Origin of the sequence: Haliscomenobacter sp., from assembly GCF_040403615.1 — a bacterium.
Classification (GTDB): domain Bacteria; phylum Bacteroidota; class Bacteroidia; order Chitinophagales; family Saprospiraceae; genus Haliscomenobacter.
Window position 1 is genome coordinate 1 of the sequence record NZ_JBBAKG010000043.1, and the last position, 21,554, is coordinate 21,554.

Annotated in this window: 13 protein-coding genes; 10 read left to right on the forward strand and 3 right to left on the reverse strand. The window is 47.2% G+C overall.

What is annotated here, in order from left to right; genetic code table 11:
- Positions 1-30: 30 nt before the first annotated feature.
- A complete protein-coding gene (gene sppA, locus ABW391_RS15085) occupies positions 31-1,812 on the reverse strand; it encodes a signal peptide peptidase SppA (protein WP_353482720.1) in 1,782 nt (593 codons plus the stop codon).
- Positions 1,813-1,994: 182 nt separating this feature from the next.
- Here sppA and ppk1 point away from each other — a divergent pair, with 182 nt between their 5' ends.
- Positions 1,995-4,115, forward strand: a complete 2,121-nt coding sequence (gene ppk1 / locus ABW391_RS15090) for a polyphosphate kinase 1 (protein ID WP_353482721.1) — start codon at positions 1,995-1,997, stop codon at positions 4,113-4,115.
- A gap of 143 nt (positions 4,116-4,258) precedes the next feature.
- On the opposite strand, the gene ilvC is transcribed toward ppk1, so the two are convergent.
- Both ilvC and ABW391_RS15100 read right to left on the reverse strand, forming a co-directional pair.
- On the reverse strand, positions 4,259-5,305 hold the full coding sequence (gene ilvC, locus ABW391_RS15095; protein WP_353482722.1) for a ketol-acid reductoisomerase: 1,047 nt from the start codon (positions 5,303-5,305) through the stop codon (positions 4,259-4,261).
- A 143-nt stretch (positions 5,306-5,448) separates the two neighbouring features.
- Positions 5,449-6,336 (reverse strand): glycosyltransferase family 2 protein, encoded by an 888-nt coding sequence (locus tag ABW391_RS15100; protein WP_353482723.1) that lies wholly within the window; start codon positions 6,334-6,336, stop codon positions 5,449-5,451.
- Between the two features lie 162 nt (positions 6,337-6,498).
- On the opposite strand from ABW391_RS15100, the gene ABW391_RS15105 reads away from it, so the two are divergent.
- From ABW391_RS15105 to ABW391_RS15145, 9 genes are all read left to right on the forward strand, one after another.
- Positions 6,499-7,698 carry a CofH family radical SAM protein gene (locus ABW391_RS15105; RefSeq protein WP_353482724.1) on the forward strand — a complete coding sequence of 400 codons (1,200 nt, stop codon included), beginning with the start codon at positions 6,499-6,501 and terminating at the stop codon, positions 7,696-7,698.
- A gap of 20 nt (positions 7,699-7,718) precedes the next feature.
- On the forward strand, positions 7,719-8,339 hold the full coding sequence (locus ABW391_RS15110; RefSeq protein ID WP_353482725.1) for a histidine phosphatase family protein: 621 nt from the start codon (positions 7,719-7,721) through the stop codon (positions 8,337-8,339).
- Between the two features lie 8 nt (positions 8,340-8,347).
- Positions 8,348-9,154 (forward strand): menaquinone biosynthetic enzyme MqnA/MqnD family protein, encoded by an 807-nt coding sequence (locus ABW391_RS15115; protein WP_353482726.1) that lies wholly within the window; start codon positions 8,348-8,350, stop codon positions 9,152-9,154.
- A 239-nt stretch (positions 9,155-9,393) separates the two neighbouring features.
- A complete protein-coding gene (gene msrA, locus ABW391_RS15120; protein ID WP_353482727.1) occupies positions 9,394-9,963 on the forward strand; it encodes a peptide-methionine (S)-S-oxide reductase MsrA in 570 nt (189 codons plus the stop codon).
- 423 nt (positions 9,964-10,386) lie between these two features.
- Positions 10,387-13,494 carry a VPS10 domain-containing protein gene (locus ABW391_RS15125; RefSeq protein WP_353482728.1) on the forward strand — a complete coding sequence of 1,036 codons (3,108 nt, stop codon included), beginning with the start codon at positions 10,387-10,389 and terminating at the stop codon, positions 13,492-13,494.
- Between the two features lie 247 nt (positions 13,495-13,741).
- Positions 13,742-16,945: a SusC/RagA family TonB-linked outer membrane protein gene (locus ABW391_RS15130; protein WP_353482729.1), complete on the forward strand. Its 3,204-nt coding sequence runs from the start codon at positions 13,742-13,744 to the stop codon at positions 16,943-16,945.
- 33 nt (positions 16,946-16,978) lie between these two features.
- On the forward strand, positions 16,979-18,541 hold the full coding sequence (locus tag ABW391_RS15135) for a RagB/SusD family nutrient uptake outer membrane protein (RefSeq protein ID WP_353482730.1): 1,563 nt from the start codon (positions 16,979-16,981) through the stop codon (positions 18,539-18,541).
- 211 nt (positions 18,542-18,752) lie between these two features.
- On the forward strand, positions 18,753-20,456 hold the full coding sequence (locus ABW391_RS15140) for an AMP-binding protein (protein ID WP_353482731.1): 1,704 nt from the start codon (positions 18,753-18,755) through the stop codon (positions 20,454-20,456).
- A gap of 185 nt (positions 20,457-20,641) precedes the next feature.
- Positions 20,642-21,460, forward strand: a complete 819-nt coding sequence (locus ABW391_RS15145) for a hypothetical protein (protein ID WP_353482732.1) — start codon at positions 20,642-20,644, stop codon at positions 21,458-21,460.
- The last annotated feature ends 94 nt before the right edge of the window (positions 21,461-21,554 follow it).

The window sequence follows — 21,554 nt, forward strand, 5'->3', positions numbered from 1 at the left end:
GAGGATTTTATTTTTATTGGTCAACCGTACTTAAAATGGCACTATGACCTGCAATCTCGCCTGAAATCCGCGAGAAGCCTTGGTCTGACGGTAAAAATCGTAGACTTGAGCCAATTCCGGGAATTCTTTTTGAACCACTTTCGCCATTTTGGCCTCATCATCCGATCCTTCACCCATAAATTCTTCAAGGAATTGCTGAAAGGGATCTTTGATGAAAGGGTAAACAGCGGTGCGGTAGTCTTTGATTTTGGCCAGTTTGGCAGCTGATTTTAAGGCCGCATCCAAGCCACCAATTTTATCTACCAGCCCTATTTTCTTCGCATCCAGGCCACTCCACACCCGACCTTGGGCAATTTCATGAACGGCTTCCTTCTTCATGTGGCGGCCATCGGCAACACGCTTGAGAAACAGGTCATACAATTCTTCTGTAGAAGCTTGGGCACGTTTGGCTTCTTCTTCTGACATGTCAAAAAGGGTGGTTATTCCGGTAGCAAATGGGCCGGTTTTAACCGAGTCCATGGTAATGCCCAGCTTATTGGCCATCATTTTTTCAATGCTGGGAATCATCCGAAACACCCCAATAGAGCCCGTAATCGTATTGGGTTCTGCATAGATGGAATCGGCCATGCAGGCGATGTAATATCCCCCTGAAGCAGCGTAATCCCCCATGGATACCACCAATGGGATGTGGGCTTGTTTGGCCTTGGTGAGGGCGTACCAAATGTTTTCAGAGGCCAGAGCGCTTCCGCCACCAGAATTGACCCGCAAAACAATGGCTTTGATTTTATCATCATCCAGGATGTCTTCAATGGCCTTAATGTAGCGTTTGTCGCCGATGGTACCATTGGTGCCTTTGCCATCCAATACCGCGCCTTCGGCGTACAATACGGCAATTTTATTGCTGGCTTTGTAGTTCTTTTTGCCAGGTTTGGCCGCGTCAAATTCATTGATGCTGACAAATTTCACCTCTTCATCCTCATCCAGACCCAGTTTTTTGCGCAATTCATCGATGAGTTCCTGGCGGTAAATCACCTTGTTAAAGAGGCCGTATTTCACGGCATTCTCGGGGCTATTCGCCAAGCCTTGATCGACCACATTGCGCAATTCGGCAATGCTCATTTTACGGTTCTTGGCAATGTCACTCAGGAAAATGTCGTAAAAGTCCCTCAAAAATTCACGATACTGAAGTTTGTTTTCAGGACTGAACTTTTCCAATCGATAGGGCTCGGTAGCACCTTTGAATTTACCGGCATAGAAAATCTGCATTTTGATGTTCAGCTTGTCCAACAGCCGTTTGTAGAACATTGTCTGAACGGCAAAGCCATTGACTTCAACATAGCCACTGGGGTTGATGTATACTTGATCGGCTACCGAAGCCAGATAATAACTGCCCCTCATGAAAAACTTGCCGTGCGCAACGACGAATTTCCCCTTTTTCTTGAAGTCTTCCACCGCTTGACGCAGAATGCGGGCAGTGGCAAAACCATTCAAACTGGCCATTTCAGGTTCCAGCAGGATACCTTTGATATTGTCGTCATCGGCAGCCCGACGAATGGCATCCGCCACATCGTGAACGCCGAGGATTTTTGATTTTTTTAGATCCGATAATGAAGTGGATTCTACATTATTGGTTTGCTCAGGCATCACCTGATCAAAGGTCAACCTTAATACACTATTGGGGCTGATGTGCTCTGTTTTTTCGGCACTACTTGCGATCGCACTGATGATCCCAATTCCAACCAGAAAAAGCACACCCAATGCAACCAACACCCCTAAACAAGAGGCAAAAAACATTTTGAAAAACTGACTCATAGTTAACTTTTTATTGACTGTGGAAAAATAAGTAAAATGGACGGAGCTCTATTTTTTTTTAGATGAAATGCACTAAAACAGAGAAGATGGATGCGATTGCTGGCAATTAATTAACCACAATTTAATTTGTCTTCTGGCTTTATGTCCTATTTTTACGCCTGTTCAAGAATAAAATATTGACTGTGACCTCAATCGATTTAAAACCACTCAAGGAGTTTCAGGAGACCAAAGATGGATTGCCCTATATTCACCGCGATATCAGTTGGTTGTCTTTCAATTACCGTGTACTTCAGGAAGCAATGGATTCCAGTGTTCCGCTTTTGGAGCGCTTGAAGTTTCTGGCCATCTACTCTTCCAACCTTGACGAATATTTCAAAGTGCGGATGGCTTACCACCGCCACCTGGTATTGGTCAACAAAAGCACCAAACAGGAGCTGGAATACGATCCAAAATCGGCGATTAAGGAAATTCGACGCATCGTCAATCTTCAGCAGGAAATATTCAGCAAGGTCTTTGAGGAAAAAATACTCCCAGAGCTGAAAGACCATAAAATCTATTTAGTGCGGCGTTTGAGCCTCAATGAAGAACAGCAGCAATTTGTAGAAGCCTTCTTTAAGGACAACATGCTTCCTTATGTACAGCCGGTATTGTTGCACCAAAAAAGGATTCGCCCTTTTTTGAACAACGCGGCTTTGTACCTCACTTTATGGCTCAAACCCATCGAAAATCCAGGTGGAGACGATGAATTCGCCTTGGTCAAAATGCCTTCTGATCAATTGCCCCGCTTTATCCAATTGCCCCCCTCTGCACCTGGCAGACACGATATGATCATGTTGGACGACATCGTGCGGCACAGTGTTTCCTGGATGTTTCCAGGGTATGCCATAGAAGATACTTTTTCCATTAAACTGACCCGTGATGCAGCGTTGTACATCGATGATGAATTTTCGGGCGATTTATTGCAAAAAATCCGCAGCAGTTTGACCAAACGGCACGTAGGTTCCACTTCCCGTTTTGTGTTCGACCGAGAAATGCCCGATGCGATGTTGACCGTTTTCAAGGAAGTTTTCGAACTGGAAAAAAACGATACCCTGCGGGAAGGTCGGTACCACAATAATTTTGACTTTTTTAAATTCCCGGATTTTGGTTTGAATGATTTGAAAAATCCGGTTTTACCTATCCTGGCGTACAAGATTTTGGAAAATGAAGACAACGACATTTTCGCCAAAATCAGCGAAAAAGACCGCCTGCTCAATTATCCGTATCAGTCTTATGCCAGCGTTCTGCGTTTTTTTGAAGAAGCAGCCAAAGACCCCTTGGTCACCCACATCAAAATAACCCAGTACCGGGTGGCGAAAAACTCACAGATTTTGCAGGCTTTGATGGATGCTGTAGAGAATGGCAAACAGGTGTCTATTTTCATTGAGGTCAAAGCTCGATTTGACGAAGAAGCAAACCTGAGTTGGGGAGAAAAATTGAAAAAAGCAGGTGTACACGTGCATTACAGCTTTCCCGGAGTGAAGGTACATGCCAAACTTGCGTTGGTTCGACGGATGGAAAGCACTGGAGCTGCCTTGTATTCCTACTTGTCTACGGGTAATTTCCATGAAGATACGGCCAAAGTATACAGTGATTTTGGGTTTTTCACCAAGGATACCCGCCTGACTTCTGAGGTAGCAAGGATTTTTACCTTTTTGGAAACCGTAAAAGTCCCTCAGCAAGAATTTAAGTATTTTTTGGTCGGTCAATTCAACCTGCGTTCGGGCATCGAGCAATTGATTGACTTTGAAATTGGGCAAGCCAAAAAAGGCAAGCCCGCCAACATCATCATCAAAATCAACAGCATTCAGGATCGCCCCATGGTCGAAAAGCTTTACGAAGCTAGCCGGGCTGGTGTAAATATTCAGATGATCGTGCGCGGAATTTGTTCCCTGGTTCCAGGAATTAAAGGATACAGCGAAAACATCAAGGCAATAAGCATCGTAGATCGCTACCTGGAGCACGCCAGGGTTTTTGTATTCCATCACGCAGGCGAAGAAAAACTGTTCTTGTCTTCCGCTGACTGGATGACCCGCAACCTGAGTTTCCGCATCGAAACGGCCTTTCCAATTTATGACCCTGAAGTCAAAGGCGACATCCTGGACTACCTGCAAATCCAACTCAGTGACAACGTAAAAGGAAGAGTTTTGGACAAAAACCTGTCGAACGAACGAAACAAGGCGGAGAGCGATTTCCCTTGCCGCTCACAGGTAGATACCTATTATATGGTGAAGCGGAAGATGGAAGAGCGGGAGAAGCTTTGAGCTTTCAGCCTTCAGCAGTCAGCTTTGAGCTATCAGCAGTCAGCTTTCAGCCTTCAGCAGTCAGCTATCAGCTAATTTTACCAATTGCTGAAGGCTGATAGCTGAAGGCTGATAGCTGAAGGCTGATAGCTGACTGCTTAAAGTTAATTTTTCTCAGGACGAAGGCCACGTACAACCTTCCCGGCTTGCCACATTTCGCTATCGCGGAGGTCAGCAAGTTCCAGTTCCAGTTTTTCGCGGTAATCATCCAAGCTATTGGAGTCGATAGAGCGTTGTGCTTCTTCACCTGAAGCTACACTATCGTACAATTCTTTAAATACAGGTGCAGTAGCATCGCGGAATTTTTTCCACCAATCCAATGCACCGCGTTGAGCAGTGGTGGAACAGTTGGCGTACATCCAGTCCATGCCATTTTCAGCAACCAAAGGCATCAAAGATTGGGTCAATTCTTCTACCGTTTCGTTGAATGCTTCTGAAGGACTGTGTCCACGCTTGCGCAATTCATCGTATTGTGCAGCAAAGATGCCCTGAATAGCGCCCATCAATGTACCCCGTTCGCCAGTAAGGTCAGAGAATACTTCGTTTTGGAACGTTGTTTCAAACAAGTAGCCAGATCCAATACCAATGCCCATCGCTACAACGCGGTCTTTGGCACGGCCAGTTGCATCCTGGTGGATGGCGTAGCTGGAGTTCAATCCGCGGCCTTCCAGAAACAGACGGCGCAAACTTGTACCAGAACCTTTTGGCGCAGCCAAAATTACATCAACGTCAGCTGGAGGAATGATGCCGGTGCGTTCTTTGTAAGTGATGCCAAAGCCATGAGAAAAATAAAGGGCTTTACCCGGCGTCAGGGCTTTCTTGATTGTTGGCCAGATGGCGATTTGAGCGGCATCAGACAGCAAGTACTGTATGATGGTACCGCGTTCAGCTGCTTCTTGAATGCTGAATAGGGTTTCTCCAGGTACAAAACCATCGGCAATCGCCTTATCCCAAGTTTTGGAGGGATTCCGCTGACCTACAATAACGTTGAAACCATTGTCGCGCAAATTAAGCGCTTGCCCTGGTCCTTGAACGCCATAACCGATGATGGCAATGGTTTCATCTTTCAATACTTCCAGAGCCTTTTCAAGCGGGAACTCTTCGCGGGTAACCACGTTTTCTTCTACGCCGCCAAAGTTGAGCTTTGCCATAAGATACTTGCGTTTTGTTTTGAGCCCACAAATGCAAATGCCATCGTGGGTACATAAAATTTAAAAAACTGCGCAAATATAGAACAAATGCTGTCTTTGCCTAGTATGGAAAAAAATCGGGTTTTACAATTCCAAACATACACTCAAGAACGCATGGCCTCGATGTACAAACTCAACTTGTACAAATCGAGGTAACGCAAATTGGGGCGGGAAGACTGGGTCAATTGCGAGATCCAAAATGGACGCAAGGGCTGCAAGGCAAGTCCCACGGCTTGTACCAATCGCATTTTTCGGAGTTTATTGTAAGTTTGTGAGAGTCGGGTGCTGGCAGATTTTCCATTTTGGTGCAAAAGGGCCAGGTTTTGCACCGCTGTAGCCGTTTTTTCCAAAAATACACTATTGGTTTCCAAACCCAAATGCAGCAATGGATTGTTCAAATGCAGGATTTCGATGCCTTTCCTGGCCAGCTCAGCTCCAAACAGGGTATCTTCATGGCCATACGTGCGGATTTGCTCATCGAAAGCGATGCTTTGAAATATTTCCCGAGGAATCAAAAAATTATTGGTCATAAAAGCATGGTAGGGTTCAGCTTGCCGGGCAGTAAAATCCTGCTGCTCGCGTTGCCGACCGTAATGCCAGTGCAGTAAATATTGCGGGTCGGCGGGTGGCTTGGACAAATACGTTCTTCCGCCGTACAACAAACGGTCTGCTTGCAGGTGCGCTACGTAGGTTTCGAGGTAGTTGGGTACCACAATCCCAGAATCGCAGTCCATAAACAGTAGATACTCAAATTTGGCCATACTGCCCAGGCGATTGCGGATTGCAGCGCGGCCAATGTTTTGCGGCAACTCTTCGTAGCGGATGTTGATTTTTTGAGTCCATTGCCGATTGCAAATTTGAAAAGATGCTTCGGAAGCGTCGTCCAGCAAGCAAATTTCGCAATGAACGCCTAAAGTTTCGGCTTGGCGCCGCAATTCTCCCACCAGATGGGAAACGTCACAGTTGTAAATTGGAATCAATATCGAAAGCATACCCAAAGATAAACTGCTTCGAAGTAGATTCAAGAGTGTTTTGGATGAAATAATTATAAACTTTTACACGTACTTTTGTGCAGTTTTTAAAATACTACCTTTCAATCAAAACTGAAACTTCAGAAAGTTTGTTATATTTGCAAACAAGTTCAACATACGCTCATGTCATCCACTGCAACATTGGGAACCTTACTTCGGGATCCATCTTTATCCAAGCCTTTGCGCGATATCGCTGAAAAAGTTGCCCAACAGCAAAGAATCAGCCCTGAAGAGGGTATTTTGCTTTTCGAAGAAGCTGAATTGGCTTACCTGGGCATTTTGGCCAACTACATTCGGGAGCAAAAACAAGGGGACAACACTTATTTCAACCGCAATTTCCACATTGAGCCGACCAATCTTTGTGTGTACACTTGCAAGTTCTGTTCCTATTCTCGCCTCATCAAGCAGCGGTCTGAAGGTTGGGAGTACACCATGGAAGACATGTTGGACATTGTATACAAGTACGATGATCAACCCGTTACCGAAGTACACATTGTAGGTGGCGTATTGCCGCAGTACGACGTGCCTTTTTATGTGGAGTTGTTTCAAAAAATAAAGGCGCACCGTCCGGAGTTGCACGTCAAAGCACTTACTCCGGTAGAATACCATTACATTTTTAAAAAGGCCAAATTGAGCTACGAAGAAGGCATGAAAATCATCTCTGATTCAGGGGTCGATTCCTTGCCTGGCGGTGGTGCAGAGATTTTCCACCCCGAAATTCGCGAGCAAATTGCGGGCGATAAATGCACCGGTGAGCAATGGCTGCGGATGCACGAGATCTGGCATGAGTTGGGCAAGCGTTCGAATGCGACCATGCTGTATGGCCACATCGAAAATTACAGCCACCGCATCCACCACCTGGATGAGCTGCGCAAATTGCAAGACAAAACTGGTGGCTTCCAGACCTTCATTCCGCTCAAGTTCCGAAACAAAGACAATGAAATGTCGCACCTCGAAGAGGTAAGCACCATCGAAGATTTGCGCAATTATGCCATCAGTCGGATTTACCTCGACAACTTTGGCCACATCAAGGCCTACTGGCCGATGATCAGCAGAAGCGTGGCTCAAATGGCGCTGTCTTTTGGTGTAGACGACATCGACGGCACCATCGATGACACCACTAAGATTTATTCGATGGCTGGATCGGAAGAGCAAACGCCAGCGATGAACACCCGTGATCTGGTCAGCTTGATTCGCAGTGTAGGTCGTCGCCCCATCGAGCGCGATACCTTGTACAATGTTGTACAGGATTACACCGATTTTGCTTTTGAGGAAGACAATCAATTCCGGGGTTACCTGGATTTGCCTGTAGTCAACAATTGACCCTAAACCCCATCAACCCAATGAAAAACATCTTCATCATTCGCCACGGAGAAACCGACCTCAACCGCAATGGCATCGTTCAGGGCAGTGGCGTAGATACGCAACTCAACGAATTTGGTAGACACCAGGCACAAGCTTTTTTCAAACGCTACCAACACCATCCGTTTGAAGTGGTGCTTACTTCTGCACTTCAGCGTACCCACCAAACGGTGGAAAACTTTATTAACCTGGGACTTCCCTGGGAGCAGTGGCCGGAGATCAACGAGATCAGCTGGGGCAGCCATGAAGGCAAAACCAGCACGCCGGAGATGCACAAAGAATATGCCAACATGACCAACCATTGGAAAGCAGGCAACTATCATGCTCGAATTGATGGCGGAGAAAGTGCACAAGATTTGGCCAATCGCATCCAAACCTTTGTTCAACACTTGCGCAATCGACCAGAAAAAGAAATCCTGATTTGTAGCCATGGCCGGGCCATGCGTTGCCTGATGTGCGTGCTGAAAGACATGCCATTGCAACAAATGGATCATTTTAAACACGCCAATACCGGCTTATACAAAGCCATTTACGATGGCGCAGCGTTTCACTTTGAGCTGGAAAATAGCCTCAGCCATCTGGAGTTTAAGACCAGCGTATAAACCACAACATGGACACTAAAATTCGGGTCACCGCAGTCAGTTATTTGAATACCAAGCCATTATTATATGGTTTGTTCAAAAGCCCAATTGCGACAGAGCTCGATCTACAATTGGATATTCCCTCGATTTGTGCCGAAAAACTGCGCTCAGGTGAGGCAGATTTGGGGCTGGTGCCCGTGGCCATCATCCCCGAATTGGGCAATGCCTACATCGTTTCCGATTTTTGCATTGGTGCCGAAGGAATGGTCAAAACCGTATGCATCTATGCTAAAAAGCCACTTGATCAACTAAAGCGGATTTACCTGGATTACCATTCTCGAACTTCAGTTGAATTGGCTCGAATATTGATCCGGGAATATTGGAAGGTAGACGTGGAGTTGTTGCCTGCAAAACCGGGTTTTGAAACCCAGATCGAAGGCGACACGGGTGCACTCCTGATCGGCGACCGTACCATGGGACTGGAATCCAAATACCCCTTTGTATACGACTTGGGCGAAGCCTGGACGAAGCATACTGGATTGCCTTTTGTATTTGCGGCCTGGGTCAGCACCCGCCCGCTAGATCCTGCCTTTATTCAACGCTTCAATGCTGCATTAAAAACGGGTTTGGATTACATCCCCGAACTGATCTATCTACTGCCGACTCAGCCGGATTTTGATTTAAAAACCTACTTTACCAAATACATCAGCTACCCACTCACCGAAAGAAAAAAAGAAGCACTGGCGCTTTTTTTGCACAAAATGAACCCCAACTACGAAAGCAGCATACTTTTCCCCCTGGAGAAAACGCGTCTCGCCCTATCTGGTGGCTACTGAGTAATGTCGCCACCCCACCGTTTGCAAATTTTGCCTAAAACCGAAATGGGATTCTCTTCGTTACATAACTCGATACCAATTCTGGGATTAAGCACCTAAGGAACGGTTCAGTGCTAAATTGACATTACTTACCAACATCTTTCGTTATGAAAATCAAACTTTTTGCCCTGTGTCTGGGTTTCCTTTTCTTTGCGAGTGCTTGTCAAAACCAAGCGCGCATTAATGCACAAACCAGTGATATGAAAACAGATAAAATTTCCACCGAAGAAAAAGAAGTGATCACCCTGGCAGGTGGCTGTTTCTGGTGTGTAGAAGCCATTTACCAGGAAGTAGAAGGCGTCTATTCGGTCAAATCCGGGTACGCTGGTGGTACCGAGGCGGAAGCCAATTACCGCGCAGTATGTACTGGTACTACCGGGCATGCCGAAGTGGTACAAGTTACCTTCAATCCCAAAGTGATTGTCCTTGAAGATATTTTGCGCATCTTCTGGAGTACGCACGATCCTACCACCCTCAATCGGCAGGGTGCAGATGCCGGGCCACAGTACCGTTCGGCCATTTTTTACACCAGTGAAGCGCAGAAGGCCATTGCAGAAAAATCTATCCAGGAGGTTGCGTCTACTTTGTGGGACAATCCAGTGGTGACTACATTGGAGCCCTTTACTGTTTTCTATCCTGCTGAAGACTACCACCAGGATTATTACAGTCTGGTTGGCGACCGCAACTCTTACTGCACCTTTGTGATCACCCCAAAAGTGACCAAATTCCGGAAGGAGTTTGCTGATAGATTGAAAAAGAAGCAGCATTAATAATGCCTTAGAAATAATTTAGGACAACTTCGCTGTTTTCTTTCCACCACCTGAGACCCCTAAGATTCACCTAAGAGTAACATTCAGTATCTTCTAAAGTGAGCCTTAGGTGCCTTAGGTGGTGGAAAAAATAAGCAGCGAAGCTGCAATCCTACCCGAAATAAATCCCTCCTATTATAACCTTTGGTTTTATCCATTTTCTCCACTCCCTGCTCATCCCCTCTCTTGGATTTTCCTGAAATAAACCTATATTAGTAGTGGGGCAAAAATTTATTTAGAGACATCCAGTAGGTAAAGTTTATAAAAAACATGCCTTCAACTTTTTCAAAAAACCCACATTCCCACTTTCCCCTCCAAGATCTTTCATTTTTTCCCAGCCATTTCCTATTTTAAACCCCACAAACACTTTTAAGCCTAACCAAAATGAAAAGATCCATTCTCTTTTTGGGCATTGCTCTCTTGCTCAGCACATTAAGCATAGCGCAAACGAACAAGTCAACTACAGCGACCACTTTTGATCCCTCGCTCTACTCCGGCCTCCGCTGGCGCGAACTCGGCCCCTTTCGCGGCGGGCGTTCTTGCACCGTCACGGGCGTACGCGGCAACCCCAACCTGTTTTACTTTGGCACCGTGGGCGGTGGGGTATGGCGCACCAAAGACGCAGGTCAGACCTGGGACAACATCAGCGACAAGTACTTTGGCGGTTCCATCGGTGCTGTAGCCGTAGCCGAAAGTGATCCCAACGTGATCTACGTCGGCGAGGGCGAGCAAACCCTGCGCAACAACGTGGCTTCCGGGGCCGGCCTTTGGCGCTCCACCGACGCTGGTGTTACCTGGAAAAGCATCGGCTTGCAGGATTCACGCCACATTGCCCGCATTCGGGTGCACCCCAAAAACCCAGACGTGGTGTACGTAGCCGCAATGGGCAATTTGTGGAAGCCCAACGAAACGCGCGGCGTATTCCGTAGCACCGATGGCGGTCAAACCTGGAAAAAAATCCTCTACCTCAACGACAAAGCGGGGGCGGGCGACCTCATCCTCGACCCCAACAACCCGCGCATCCTCTACGCCAGCACCTGGAACATGACCCGCAATGGCTACCGCATGGACAGCGGCGGCCCCGACTCCAAACTCTGGAAAAGCACCGACGGCGGCGATACATGGGAAAACCTTTCCGACAAAATCGGCATGCCCAAGGGCACCAACGGCATCATTGGTGTGACCGTTTCGCCCCAAAATTCCAACCGGGTGTGGGCCATCATCGAAAACCAGGATGCAGGCGGGGTCTATCGCTCCGATGACGCAGGCGCCACCTGGGCCAAACTGAATCAAGACCGGGGGCTGCTGCAACGCGCCTGGTACTACTGCCGCATTTATGCCGATTCGCAAAACGAAGACCTGGTATACGTGATGAACGTGAGCTACGGCGTGTCCAAAGACGGCGGCAAAACGTTTGAACTCAAAAATGCCCCCCACGGCGACCATCACGACCTCTGGATCGATCCCGACAACAACAAACGCATGATCATCGGCGACGATGGCGGCGCACAAATCTCCCTGGATGGCGGCAACAACTGGACGACTTACCACAATCAACCCACCGCGCAGTTTTACCGCGTATCGACCGACAATCATTTCCCTTACCGCATCTATGGCGCACAACAGGACAATACCAGCGTGCGCATTCCGCACCGCACCAATGGCAATGCCGTAACCGAAAAAGATTGGGACGCATTGGCAATTGGTGAGTCGGCGCACCTGGCACCCGATCCGCTCAACGATGCAGTTGTTTTCGGCGGCGATTACAAGGGCTATATGACCATGCAGAATCTGGAAACGGGCCAGGAACGCTCGACCAACGTGCATCCTGACCTGCCCGCCGGTTCTGGCGCAGAAGTGATGAAGTACCGCTTCAACTGGAATTATCCGGTGTTTTTCAGTCCGCACAACCCTAAAAAGCTCTACGCTTGCTCCAATCACCTGCACATGAGTTTGAACGGTGGCGAAAGCTGGGAAGTGATCAGTCCTGACCTAACCCGCGCAGATCCAGAGACCATCAAGTCTTCCGGTGGGCCGATTACCCAGGACAATACCGGAGCAGAATACTACGCCAACATTTTTGCAGCTACCGAATCGCCCTATACCGAAGGCGAAATCTGGACAGGATCGGACGATGGGTTGGTGCATGTCAGCGTGGATGGCGGCAAAAACTGGAAAAACGTCACTCCGCCCATGTCGCCAAAACTCAACATGATCAACGCAGTGGAAGTCAGTCCATTCGTGAAGGGCGAGGCGTACATTGCGGCTACTTCCTACAAATTTGGCGATTACACACCCTACATCTACCGCACCCTGGATTACGGCAAAACCTGGACGGTGACAACCAAGGGCATCCCCAAAGACGAATTCGTCCGGGTAGTACGCGCCGACCCCAAGCGCAAAGGCTTGTTGTATGCTGGCACCGAAAAAGGCATGTGGGTATCCTTTGATGATGGCGAAAACTGGAGCAAACTCCAACTTAACTTGCCACCTGTGCCCATCGCTGATTTGGTGGTCAAAAACGACAACCTGATTGCCGCCACCCATGGTCGCAGTTTTTGGCTGATCGATGACTTGACGCCACTGCACCAGCTCAATGCCGAAATAGCGGCCAAGGATGTCATGCTGTATCAACCCATGCCCACGTACCGCATGGCGGGTAGCAGCAAAAGAGACCCCAAACTGGAAGGCGAAAATCACCCCAACGGCTTGATGATCCATTATTTCATCAAAAAACTGGACGATAACGCGGAAGTAAAAATCGACATTCTGGAAAGCGACGGAGATACGATCCGCACGTTTAGCACCAAAGCCAAGGACAAATTGAATCTGATCACGGTCAAAGCTGGAGGTGGCCGTTTTGTATGGGACCTGCGTTATCCTGGGTACAAAACCTTCCCTGGTATGGTCTTTTATGGCTCGCCCAACCAGGGTCCAAAGGCCGTTCCGGGCAAATACCAGGTGCGCCTGACGGTGAATGGACAAGTGCAAACCCAGCCTTTCGAGATCCTCAAAGACCCACGTTTGAATACCACACTGGAAGATTTTCAGGCGCAGTTTGAGTTTTTGATGAAAGTACGCAATAAGGTCAGCGAGGCCAATGAAGGCATCATCAACATCCGTAAAATCAAGGAGGACCTGAATTACCTCAAAAACAAGATGGGCAGCGAGGAAAAAAACAAAGACATTCTGGACGCCATCAAGAAGTTTGAGGGAGAACTCATCGTCATCGAAAACACCATCCACCAAACTAAAAACCAAAGCGTACAAGACCCGCTCAACTATGGCATCAAGCTCAACAACCGACTGGCACACTTGATGGTAGAACAGGCTCAGGGGGATTTTAGACCGACCAAACAAGGGGAGGAAGTGCGCAGCAAATTGAGCCAAATGGTGGACCAGGAATTATCCAAACTCAAAACCACCATCGACAATAATTTATACAAAATCAACCAAATGGCCAAGGAGAAAGGGGTGATGTTTGTGAATTAAAAGATTTGATACCCATCCCTTGAATAATTTAGTAACCCGCTTTTAAAATGGTGGGTTACTAAGTTTTAGACGTAGAAATGTAAAATAATCCAGCAAAGTAAATTTATTGTTTATTAAAAATGCGCCTCATTTCATAACCAAAGCCTAATATAGGATTTACCCCTACTTTACATTCACTAAAGATCTTTACACAGTTACTTCAGATTATTTCATCCTTAATCTAACCACCCATTTCGGGCACAACAAGATGAAAAAAAATTTACTTCAAAGCGGGACATGGCTTAATTTTGGCCGGTTTCTGCTCATTCAGATCGCTCTGGTGATTTGCTGTTCTGGCATTTTGTATGCCTCTCCCTACTCCAAACCACTTGAAAAAGTGGAAATTGCATCAACTGTAGTCAAGCCCATTGATGGTACAGTTGTAGATGAAACCAACGCACCTTTGGCTGGTGTGAGTATTTTGGTCAAGGGCACTTCGAATGGTACCGTAACTGACGTCGATGGAAAGTTTAGTTTAGAAGCACCAGATGACGCAACTTTGATCTTTTCCTACACAGGTTACCTTTCACAAGAAATTGTGGTTGGTGCTCAAACGACCATTTCCATCAGCCTGAAAACGGACACAAAGTTACTGGATGGCGTTGTGGTCATTGGTTATGGAACGGCCAAGAAATCGGATTTGACCGGTTCGGTTGGTTCTGTCAAAGCTGAGCAACTCCAGGAACGCCCCACACCATCACTTACCCAGGCATTGTCTGGTAGAATTGCCGGCGTGCAAGTAAACAACAACTCGGGGCGTCCGGGCGGTAGAACAACCATTCGTGTACGCGGATTTAGTTCCATCAACTCTTCCAATAACCCGCTTTACGTGGTAGATGGAGTGATGCTTCCCCAAGGTACCCAAAACCAGTTCAGCTCCGCAATTGACTACATCAACCCCAACGACATCGTTTCGGTAGAGGTACTCAAAGATGCTTCTTCAACCGCCATTTATGGTGCCAGAGGTGCCAACGGGGTTATTTTGGTCACTACCAAAAAAGGAAAAGCAGGCGAAGGTTCGATTACGTACAATGGCGATTTTAGTGTCAATACCATCGGACCAAACCGACCAGAAGTATTGAATGCCAAGGAATACCAGGCCGTAGAAGATTTATCTTGGGCCAACATGGCCAAATATGACCCCGCAGGATGGGCAGCAGGCAGATGGGCGAGTTTAAATCCCAAATTGCGCCGTATTGATCCACGGGTTTTCAATGCAGATGGCAGTCCTAAGTTTGACACGGACTGGTTTGAAGAAACGACACAAAGTAAGCTTTCTCAAAACCACCAATTGGGTTTTAGCGGTGGCAACGAGCGTACCCAGCATTCTATTTCGCTGGGATACCGCGACGATCAGGGTCTGCTCAAGACTTCGTACATGAAAAGATACTCAGGCCGCTTTACCATTGATGACCAAATTAAAAAATGGCTGAAAGTAGGTGGTACCTTGAGTTACAACAACCAAACCGAGAATATTGTAGATCAAAACGACCAGGTAGCTCGACGTATCGTTGAAGACTTCCCATTTATGCCGGTTAGATACGAAGATGGAACTTTTGCCAACAACCGCGATTATCCTTTTGCAGAAGGTACATTCAGCTCTTTTCACAACTTGATGGGACGTAGGTATATTTTGAACACCCAAACAACATTGGGAAGTTTGTATTCAAACCTCAGCTTAGCCAAAGGTTTGGAGATGCGTACCGTGTTTGGTATCAACGTTCAGACCCAGGAAAACAACCAATCTACAACCCGTACCATCAACATTGGTGGCAATGGCTCTGCCTCTACCACCAACTTCAAAGAAAGTTTTTGGTCATTGGAAAATTACCTGACCTACAACAAACAACTGCGTAACCACTCGTTTAACGGTTTATTGGGGGTTTCATGGCAAGAAACGAACGTTTTTAGCATGGGTGCTGGTGTGAGCAATTTTGCCACAGATTATTTCGGATTCAACAACCTGGGCGCTGGTGCCGTCAACCCTACAGTTAGCTCTGGTGCATCGCGGTTTGCGTTTAACTCCTATTTTGGACGCCTCAATTACACCTTGTCCAACAAGTACTTGTTCACCCTTACTGGTCGTTCAGATGGTTCTTCCAAATTTGGAGAAAACCACAAATTTGCGTTCTTCCCATCAGGTGCAGTAGCTTGGCGGGTGTCCGAAGAAGGATTTTTGAAAGGCAGTGAGGTGATTTCCAATTTAAAACTTCGTGCAAGTTACGGTCTAACCGGTAACTCTGAAATCCCAGCTTATTCCTCATTGTCGTTGTTGAGCTCCAACTTCGCTACCATTTATAATGATGCACGGGTAGCTGGAACAGGTATTAACCGTTTGGCCAACCCCGATCTGCGTTGGGAAAAAACGGCGCAGACAGATGTAGGGATTGAATTCGCTTTGTTCAAAGGCCGGGTTTCAGTAGAAGCCGATTATTACTACCGCAAAACAACCGACATGCTGTTGGATGCACCTGTGCCAACAACGAGTGGTTACGGTACCATTCGCAGAAACGTGGGATCCATGTACAACAAGGGCTTTGAGATTGGCTTGAACAGTAGAAACATTGACGCTGGTGGTTTTCAATGGACTACTTCATTCAATATTTCATTCAACCGGAACAAAGTCCTTTCCTTGGCAACTCCTTCCGATATCTTCAACGTAGGTGGACCAGACTTTATCGGCAATGCCAACATCATTCGGATTGGCGAGCCAGTAGGTTCTTTCTATGGCCTTACCCGCCTGGGCGTTTGGAGCGAATCTGAGCGTGAAGAAGCCGCCAAATTTACGAGTTACCGCAATGGTCTAACTGTTTTGCCAGGTGACCTCAAGTATCTGGATACGAATGGCGACAAGGCCATTAACGGCGCTGACCGCAGCATCATCGGAAATGGTAGCCCAAAGGGTTGGGGAACCTTTTCCAACACCATCCGCTACAAAAACATTGATTTGACCTTGGATCTTCAGTTTTCGTATGGTAACGATGTGTTGATGCTGAACTTTCACTCTAGCGAAGACCGCCAATCCCTGGCCAACAGCTACTCTTCTGTGTTGAACGCCTGGACTCCCCAGAATCAAAATACGATGATTGCTGAAATTCGCGATACGCGCGCGGGTTATGTCACCAACGTAGATTCCTGGTGGGTCAAAAATGGTTCTTTCCTGCGGGGCAGAAATTTATTGCTGGGTTATACTTTCCCTGCTCAGGTGCTGAATAAGCTCAAAATGGGCCGCTTGCGGGTGTATGCCACTGCTCAAAACTTCTTCTTGCTGGTAGAGGACAAGATTGTTGGCGATCCTGAAGTAACACCCACCAACCAGGGAGCTGGCAACAGCGCGTTTTCTCAGGGTATGATTTGGCACAACTATCCCAAGCCTACCACCTATATGGTTGGTTTGCAAATTGGCCTTTAATCTAGTTTTTAATTCAACACAACTTCATTTGTTATGAAATTGAATATCATCAAATATATAAGCAAAGTTACGCTCGTTGGAGCGATCTTGCTGGGGACTGCGGGTTGTAGTGATTTTTTGAATGAACAGGCTCCGTCCAACCTTACACCAGATAGTTTTTATACCATTCCAGACCACGCCGAAGCTGCACTGGCTGCTGTTTATGCAGACTTGCGTTTTATGGGCGGTGGTGCCGGTATTTTTTCGAGCAACTGGCAGTTGTTGGAAGCCCTAACAGGTACTTCAACCACCGAAACAGCGCAAAACTCGGATTTGAATAACTTGTATGGACTGGTACACGACGGCAATACCGCCCATGTGATCAACTATTGGAACGGCTTGTACCGAGTGATCGCACAAGCCAACCAAGTGATTGACAAAGTGCCGCCAATTACGCCAATGCCAGAGGCCCAAAAGAAAAAAATCTTGGGTGAAGCCCGCTTTTTGCGTGCTTCGGCTTACTTTACGGCGGTTAGAATGTGGGGAGATATTCCGCTCATTACCAAGCCACAAACAGCAACTTCAGAAGATTTTTTACCTGGACGTGCGCCTCAGGAAGAAATTTACAAACTGATTGTAGATGACCTAATTGCTGCCGAGGCAGCTGGTTTGGCCTGGATGGACGTCAGTGGTCGTGCCAATTTGGCTGCAGTAAAAGCGCAGTTGGCGCGGGTCTACTTGACCATGGCCGGATTTCCTTTGAAAAAAGGCGCTTCGCATTACAAGTTGGCTGCCGATAAAGCAGCTGAGGTGATCACTTATGCCAATGCGACCCCTGGGTCAATTAACTTGTTTACGACCTATGATGATGTGCACAAAGAAAGTACGGAAAACCGTCTTGAGCACCTCTTTATGCTGCAATACAATACGTTAGTGGCAGGGAATCCAATGGAGAATTTTTACCCGAACTTTAAGCCTGTAACCTTTAGCGGCCCCGGTGGGACCGGAAGTAGCGTACCTACTTCAGCTTTTTACAAATCGTATGAAACTGGTGATTTGCGCGCAAAAGACCAGGAAGGGTATTTCTATACTTCTTATTTCACCAACGGCAACGGCGCACGTTTTGAATTGGGTGCACCTTATGTATTCAAACACTTCAATCGTACTTCAGCCGGTACTTCTGGAGTGGCAGGTACACGTCAAAACAACCTGAACGTACCTCAAATTCGTTATGCTGAAGTATTGTTGCTGTTTGCAGAAGCGCAAAACGAATTGGGCGCACCTACACAGGCGGCTTACGATGCTTTCAAGCGCATCAGAGACCGGGCCAAACTTACTACACCAGGTTTGGAAACGTATAACCAAGCTTCATTCCGCGAAGCGGTTTGGAAAGAGCGTTGGCATGAATTGTGCTATGAGCAAATCACCTGGTTTGACATGGTGCGTTTGCGCAAGGTGTTCAACGAAAATACCAAGAAGTTTGATGAATTTGTTGGGCACGTTAACTTGAGTTCAAATCAGCCTTTGCAAGAGAAGCACTTGTTGCTTCCTATTCCAAGGCAAGAGTTGCTAAATAACCCGAATTTGAAAACTCAGAATCCGGGTTATCCACAATAAGGGATAGCTTGATTTGATCTGGAAAGTCTGTGAGGTACTTAGTATCTCACAGGTTTTTTTATGTCAATTTTCCTTTTTTTCCTTTCTAAAATCACTCACATCGATCCAAACTCAAAAGCCCCATTGACAAGAATTCATACGAAACAAAGAAAATGGCGAAGGAGAGAGAAGTAATGTTTGTAAATTGGCGCATAGTCAAAATTCCTACATCATGTCCACACAACTCTCCTACCTCAGCGGTACCAGCACCAAGCCCTTGCTCGGCACCACCATCGGCGATATGCTGGATGACACTGCCGCGCGTTTCCCTCACAACGATGCATTGATTGTGCACCACCAAGACATTCGCTTTACCTACCAGCAATTCAAGGCCGTAGTTGACGATTGTGCGCGGGCTTTTATGGCTTTGGGTATACAAAAGGGAGACCGGGTAGGCGTGTGGTCACCCAATCGCTACGAGTGGACGGTGACCCAATTTGCTACCGCAAAAATCGGGGCCATCCTGGTCAACATCAACCCCAGTTACCGCTTGCACGAACTGGAATACGCCCTGAACCAATCCGAATGCAGCACTTTGGTCACTGCTGATCAGTTCAAAGCGTCTCAGTTTAGCGAAATGCTTTATGCCTTGGCTCCTGAATTGAAAGACACGCCTAAAGGACATCTCAATACTGCGAAAGCACCGCAGCTCCGCACCATTATTTGCCTTTCGGAAGATGAAAGACCGGGCATGTGGCGTTGGGATGATTTTTTGCAGGAAGCCGAAAAAATCACCCCTGAAGCCCTGGCCAGTCGCCAAGGTAGTTTATCTGCTGACGAGCCCATCAACATCCAGTACACTTCCGGCACCACAGGTTTCCCCAAAGGCGCAACCCTCAGCCACCACAACATCCTGAACAATGGCTATTTTGTGGCAGAGCTCATGAGTTTCACCGAAAAAGACCGCCTGATCATCCCCGTACCCTTGTACCACTGCTTTGGCATGGTGATGGGCAACCTGGGTTGTGTCACGCACGGTGCAGCCATGATTTACCCCAGTGAAGGCTTTGATCCGGCCAGCACGCTTGCTGCGGTGGAACAAGAAAAAGCGACAGGAATTTACGGCGTACCTACCATGTTTATCGCAGAACTGGATTTGCCCAATTTTTCCCAATACGACTTGACCAGTTTACGCACCGGCATCATGGCAGGCTCTCCTTGCCCGGTTGAAGTGATGAAAAAAGTACAAAGCCTGATGCACGTGTCTGAGATGGAAATCGCTTACGGCATGACCGAAACCAGTCCCGTGAGCACCCAAACCCGCATTGGTACGCCCCTGGAAAAACAGGTCAGCACCGTAGGTCAAATTCACCCGCACCTGGAAGTCAAAATCGTCGATCCAGAAACGGGACTGACCGTGCCTCGGAATATCCCTGGTGAACTTTGCACCCGTGGCTACAGCGTCATGTTGGGTTATTGGAAAAATGACATCGCCACCAAAAACGCCATCGACCAAGCCCGTTGGATGCACACAGGCGACCTCGCTACGATAGACAATGAAGGCTATGTCAAAATTGTAGGCCGCATCAAAGACATGATCATTCGGGGGGGAGAAAACATCTACCCGCGCGAAATCGAAGAGTTCCTGTACACCCATCCCAAAATCAGCGATGTGCAGGTGATTGGCGTACCCGATGCCAAATACGTGGAAGCGGTAATGGCCTGGATTCGCATCAAAGAGGGCGAAACCTTGACCAAAGAAGAAGTACAGGATTACTGCAAAGGCCAGATTTCACATTTCAAAATCCCGCAATATGTACACTTCACCGATGGTTTCCCGATGACGGTAACGGGCAAAATCCGCAAGGTGGAAATGCGGGAACAAAGCATCAAGGAACTGGGCTTGGAGGCTTCAGCGGAGATGAAGACAGCGTAGTTCTAAACCTGTTTTTTATAAAAAATTTCAAAAACAATTAAAGCTCTGTTTTGCTGTACGCTTGTTTTTTGGTTAAATTATCGGATGTAGTAGAAAAAACCTGACTCCTCCCACATCAACATGTGGATGCGCCTCCCTGCTATTGCCTGCACCTTTGTGTTATCGAAAACAAAATCAATAACACAATGAGAAACACCAAATCTTTATTATTCCCAATCAAAGTCTTGGCTTTGATTGCCTTTTACTGCCTTATTGACGTGCGGGTTAAAGCCCAAACCACGCCAGCACCAGAACAAGTATACATCCAGCGCGAATACATGAAAGTTATGCCTGGCATGTGGGACGACTACCTGAAAGTGGAACAAGTATGGAAAACCGTACACCAACGTCGCAAAGACGAAGGCAAAATCCTGGGCTGGACTTTGTACCGCAGCATCTACCCCAGCGGCACCAACGCTGAGTACGACTACATGACCACTACCCGTTTTAAAAGTGGCAAGGAACTAGAAGAATCCAGCAACATGACCTGGGAGTACATCACCAAAGGGATGAGCAAAGAAGACCTCGCCATTGCCGACAACACCGGAAAAACCCGCAACCTGGTTGCGACCCACCTGTATCGCATGACGGAAAGTGCCTCTCCTGGTGCCAGTTTCCTCAAATTGACCCACCTTCAGTCTGCTTCTGGCAAAGGAAGCGAGTTGGAAAAAATGGAGAAAATGATGAAACCGGTTTTCGAGGAAGCCATAAAAATGGGCAAAATTGCCACTTGGACTTTCGGCGACCACATGTATCCTTACAGTCCCGAAACCGGCAATTATTACCGCGTCATTGGCACCAATACCTTGGAAGACATGCTCAATGCCGACAACAGCAATTACATCGAAGTCGCTTTCAAAAAAGTATATCCTGCCAAGGATTATGCGGCGACCATGAAAGCCTTTCGCGACATCATCGAGATCAAATCGACTGAGTTGTGGGTGAGGGTGGATTCGACGAAGTAAGCCAACCTATACAGAAAGAAAGAAATAAACGCACATTTTTACAAAACGGCAAAGGCTGATTGGGGTCAAAAAAGATTCCAGTCGGCTTTGCTTT

What these genes read in the sequence shown, in the direction of transcription:
- ABW391_RS15100 (WP_353482723.1), bottom strand. Translation starts at nt 6,336, where the DNA reads ATGCTTTCGATATTGATTCCAATTTACAACTGTGACGTTTCCCATCTG.
- ABW391_RS15110 (WP_353482725.1), top strand. Translation starts at nt 7,719, where the DNA reads ATGAAAAACATCTTCATCATTCGCCACGGAGAAACCGACCTCAACCGC.
- sppA (WP_353482720.1), bottom strand. Translation starts at nt 1,812, where the DNA reads ATGAGTCAGTTTTTCAAAATGTTTTTTGCCTCTTGTTTAGGGGTGTTG.
- ABW391_RS15145 (WP_353482732.1), top strand. Translation starts at nt 20,642, where the DNA reads ATGAGAAACACCAAATCTTTATTATTCCCAATCAAAGTCTTGGCTTTG.
- ABW391_RS15115 (WP_353482726.1), top strand. Translation starts at nt 8,348, where the DNA reads ATGGACACTAAAATTCGGGTCACCGCAGTCAGTTATTTGAATACCAAG.
- ABW391_RS15130 (WP_353482729.1), top strand. Translation starts at nt 13,742, where the DNA reads ATGAAAAAAAATTTACTTCAAAGCGGGACATGGCTTAATTTTGGCCGG.
- ABW391_RS15125 (WP_353482728.1), top strand. Translation starts at nt 10,387, where the DNA reads ATGAAAAGATCCATTCTCTTTTTGGGCATTGCTCTCTTGCTCAGCACA.
- msrA (WP_353482727.1), top strand. Translation starts at nt 9,394, where the DNA reads ATGAAAACAGATAAAATTTCCACCGAAGAAAAAGAAGTGATCACCCTG.
- ABW391_RS15105 (WP_353482724.1), top strand. Translation starts at nt 6,499, where the DNA reads ATGTCATCCACTGCAACATTGGGAACCTTACTTCGGGATCCATCTTTA.
- ilvC (WP_353482722.1), bottom strand. Translation starts at nt 5,305, where the DNA reads ATGGCAAAGCTCAACTTTGGCGGCGTAGAAGAAAACGTGGTTACCCGC.
- ABW391_RS15140 (WP_353482731.1), top strand. Translation starts at nt 18,753, where the DNA reads ATGTCCACACAACTCTCCTACCTCAGCGGTACCAGCACCAAGCCCTTG.
- ABW391_RS15135 (WP_353482730.1), top strand. Translation starts at nt 16,979, where the DNA reads ATGAAATTGAATATCATCAAATATATAAGCAAAGTTACGCTCGTTGGA.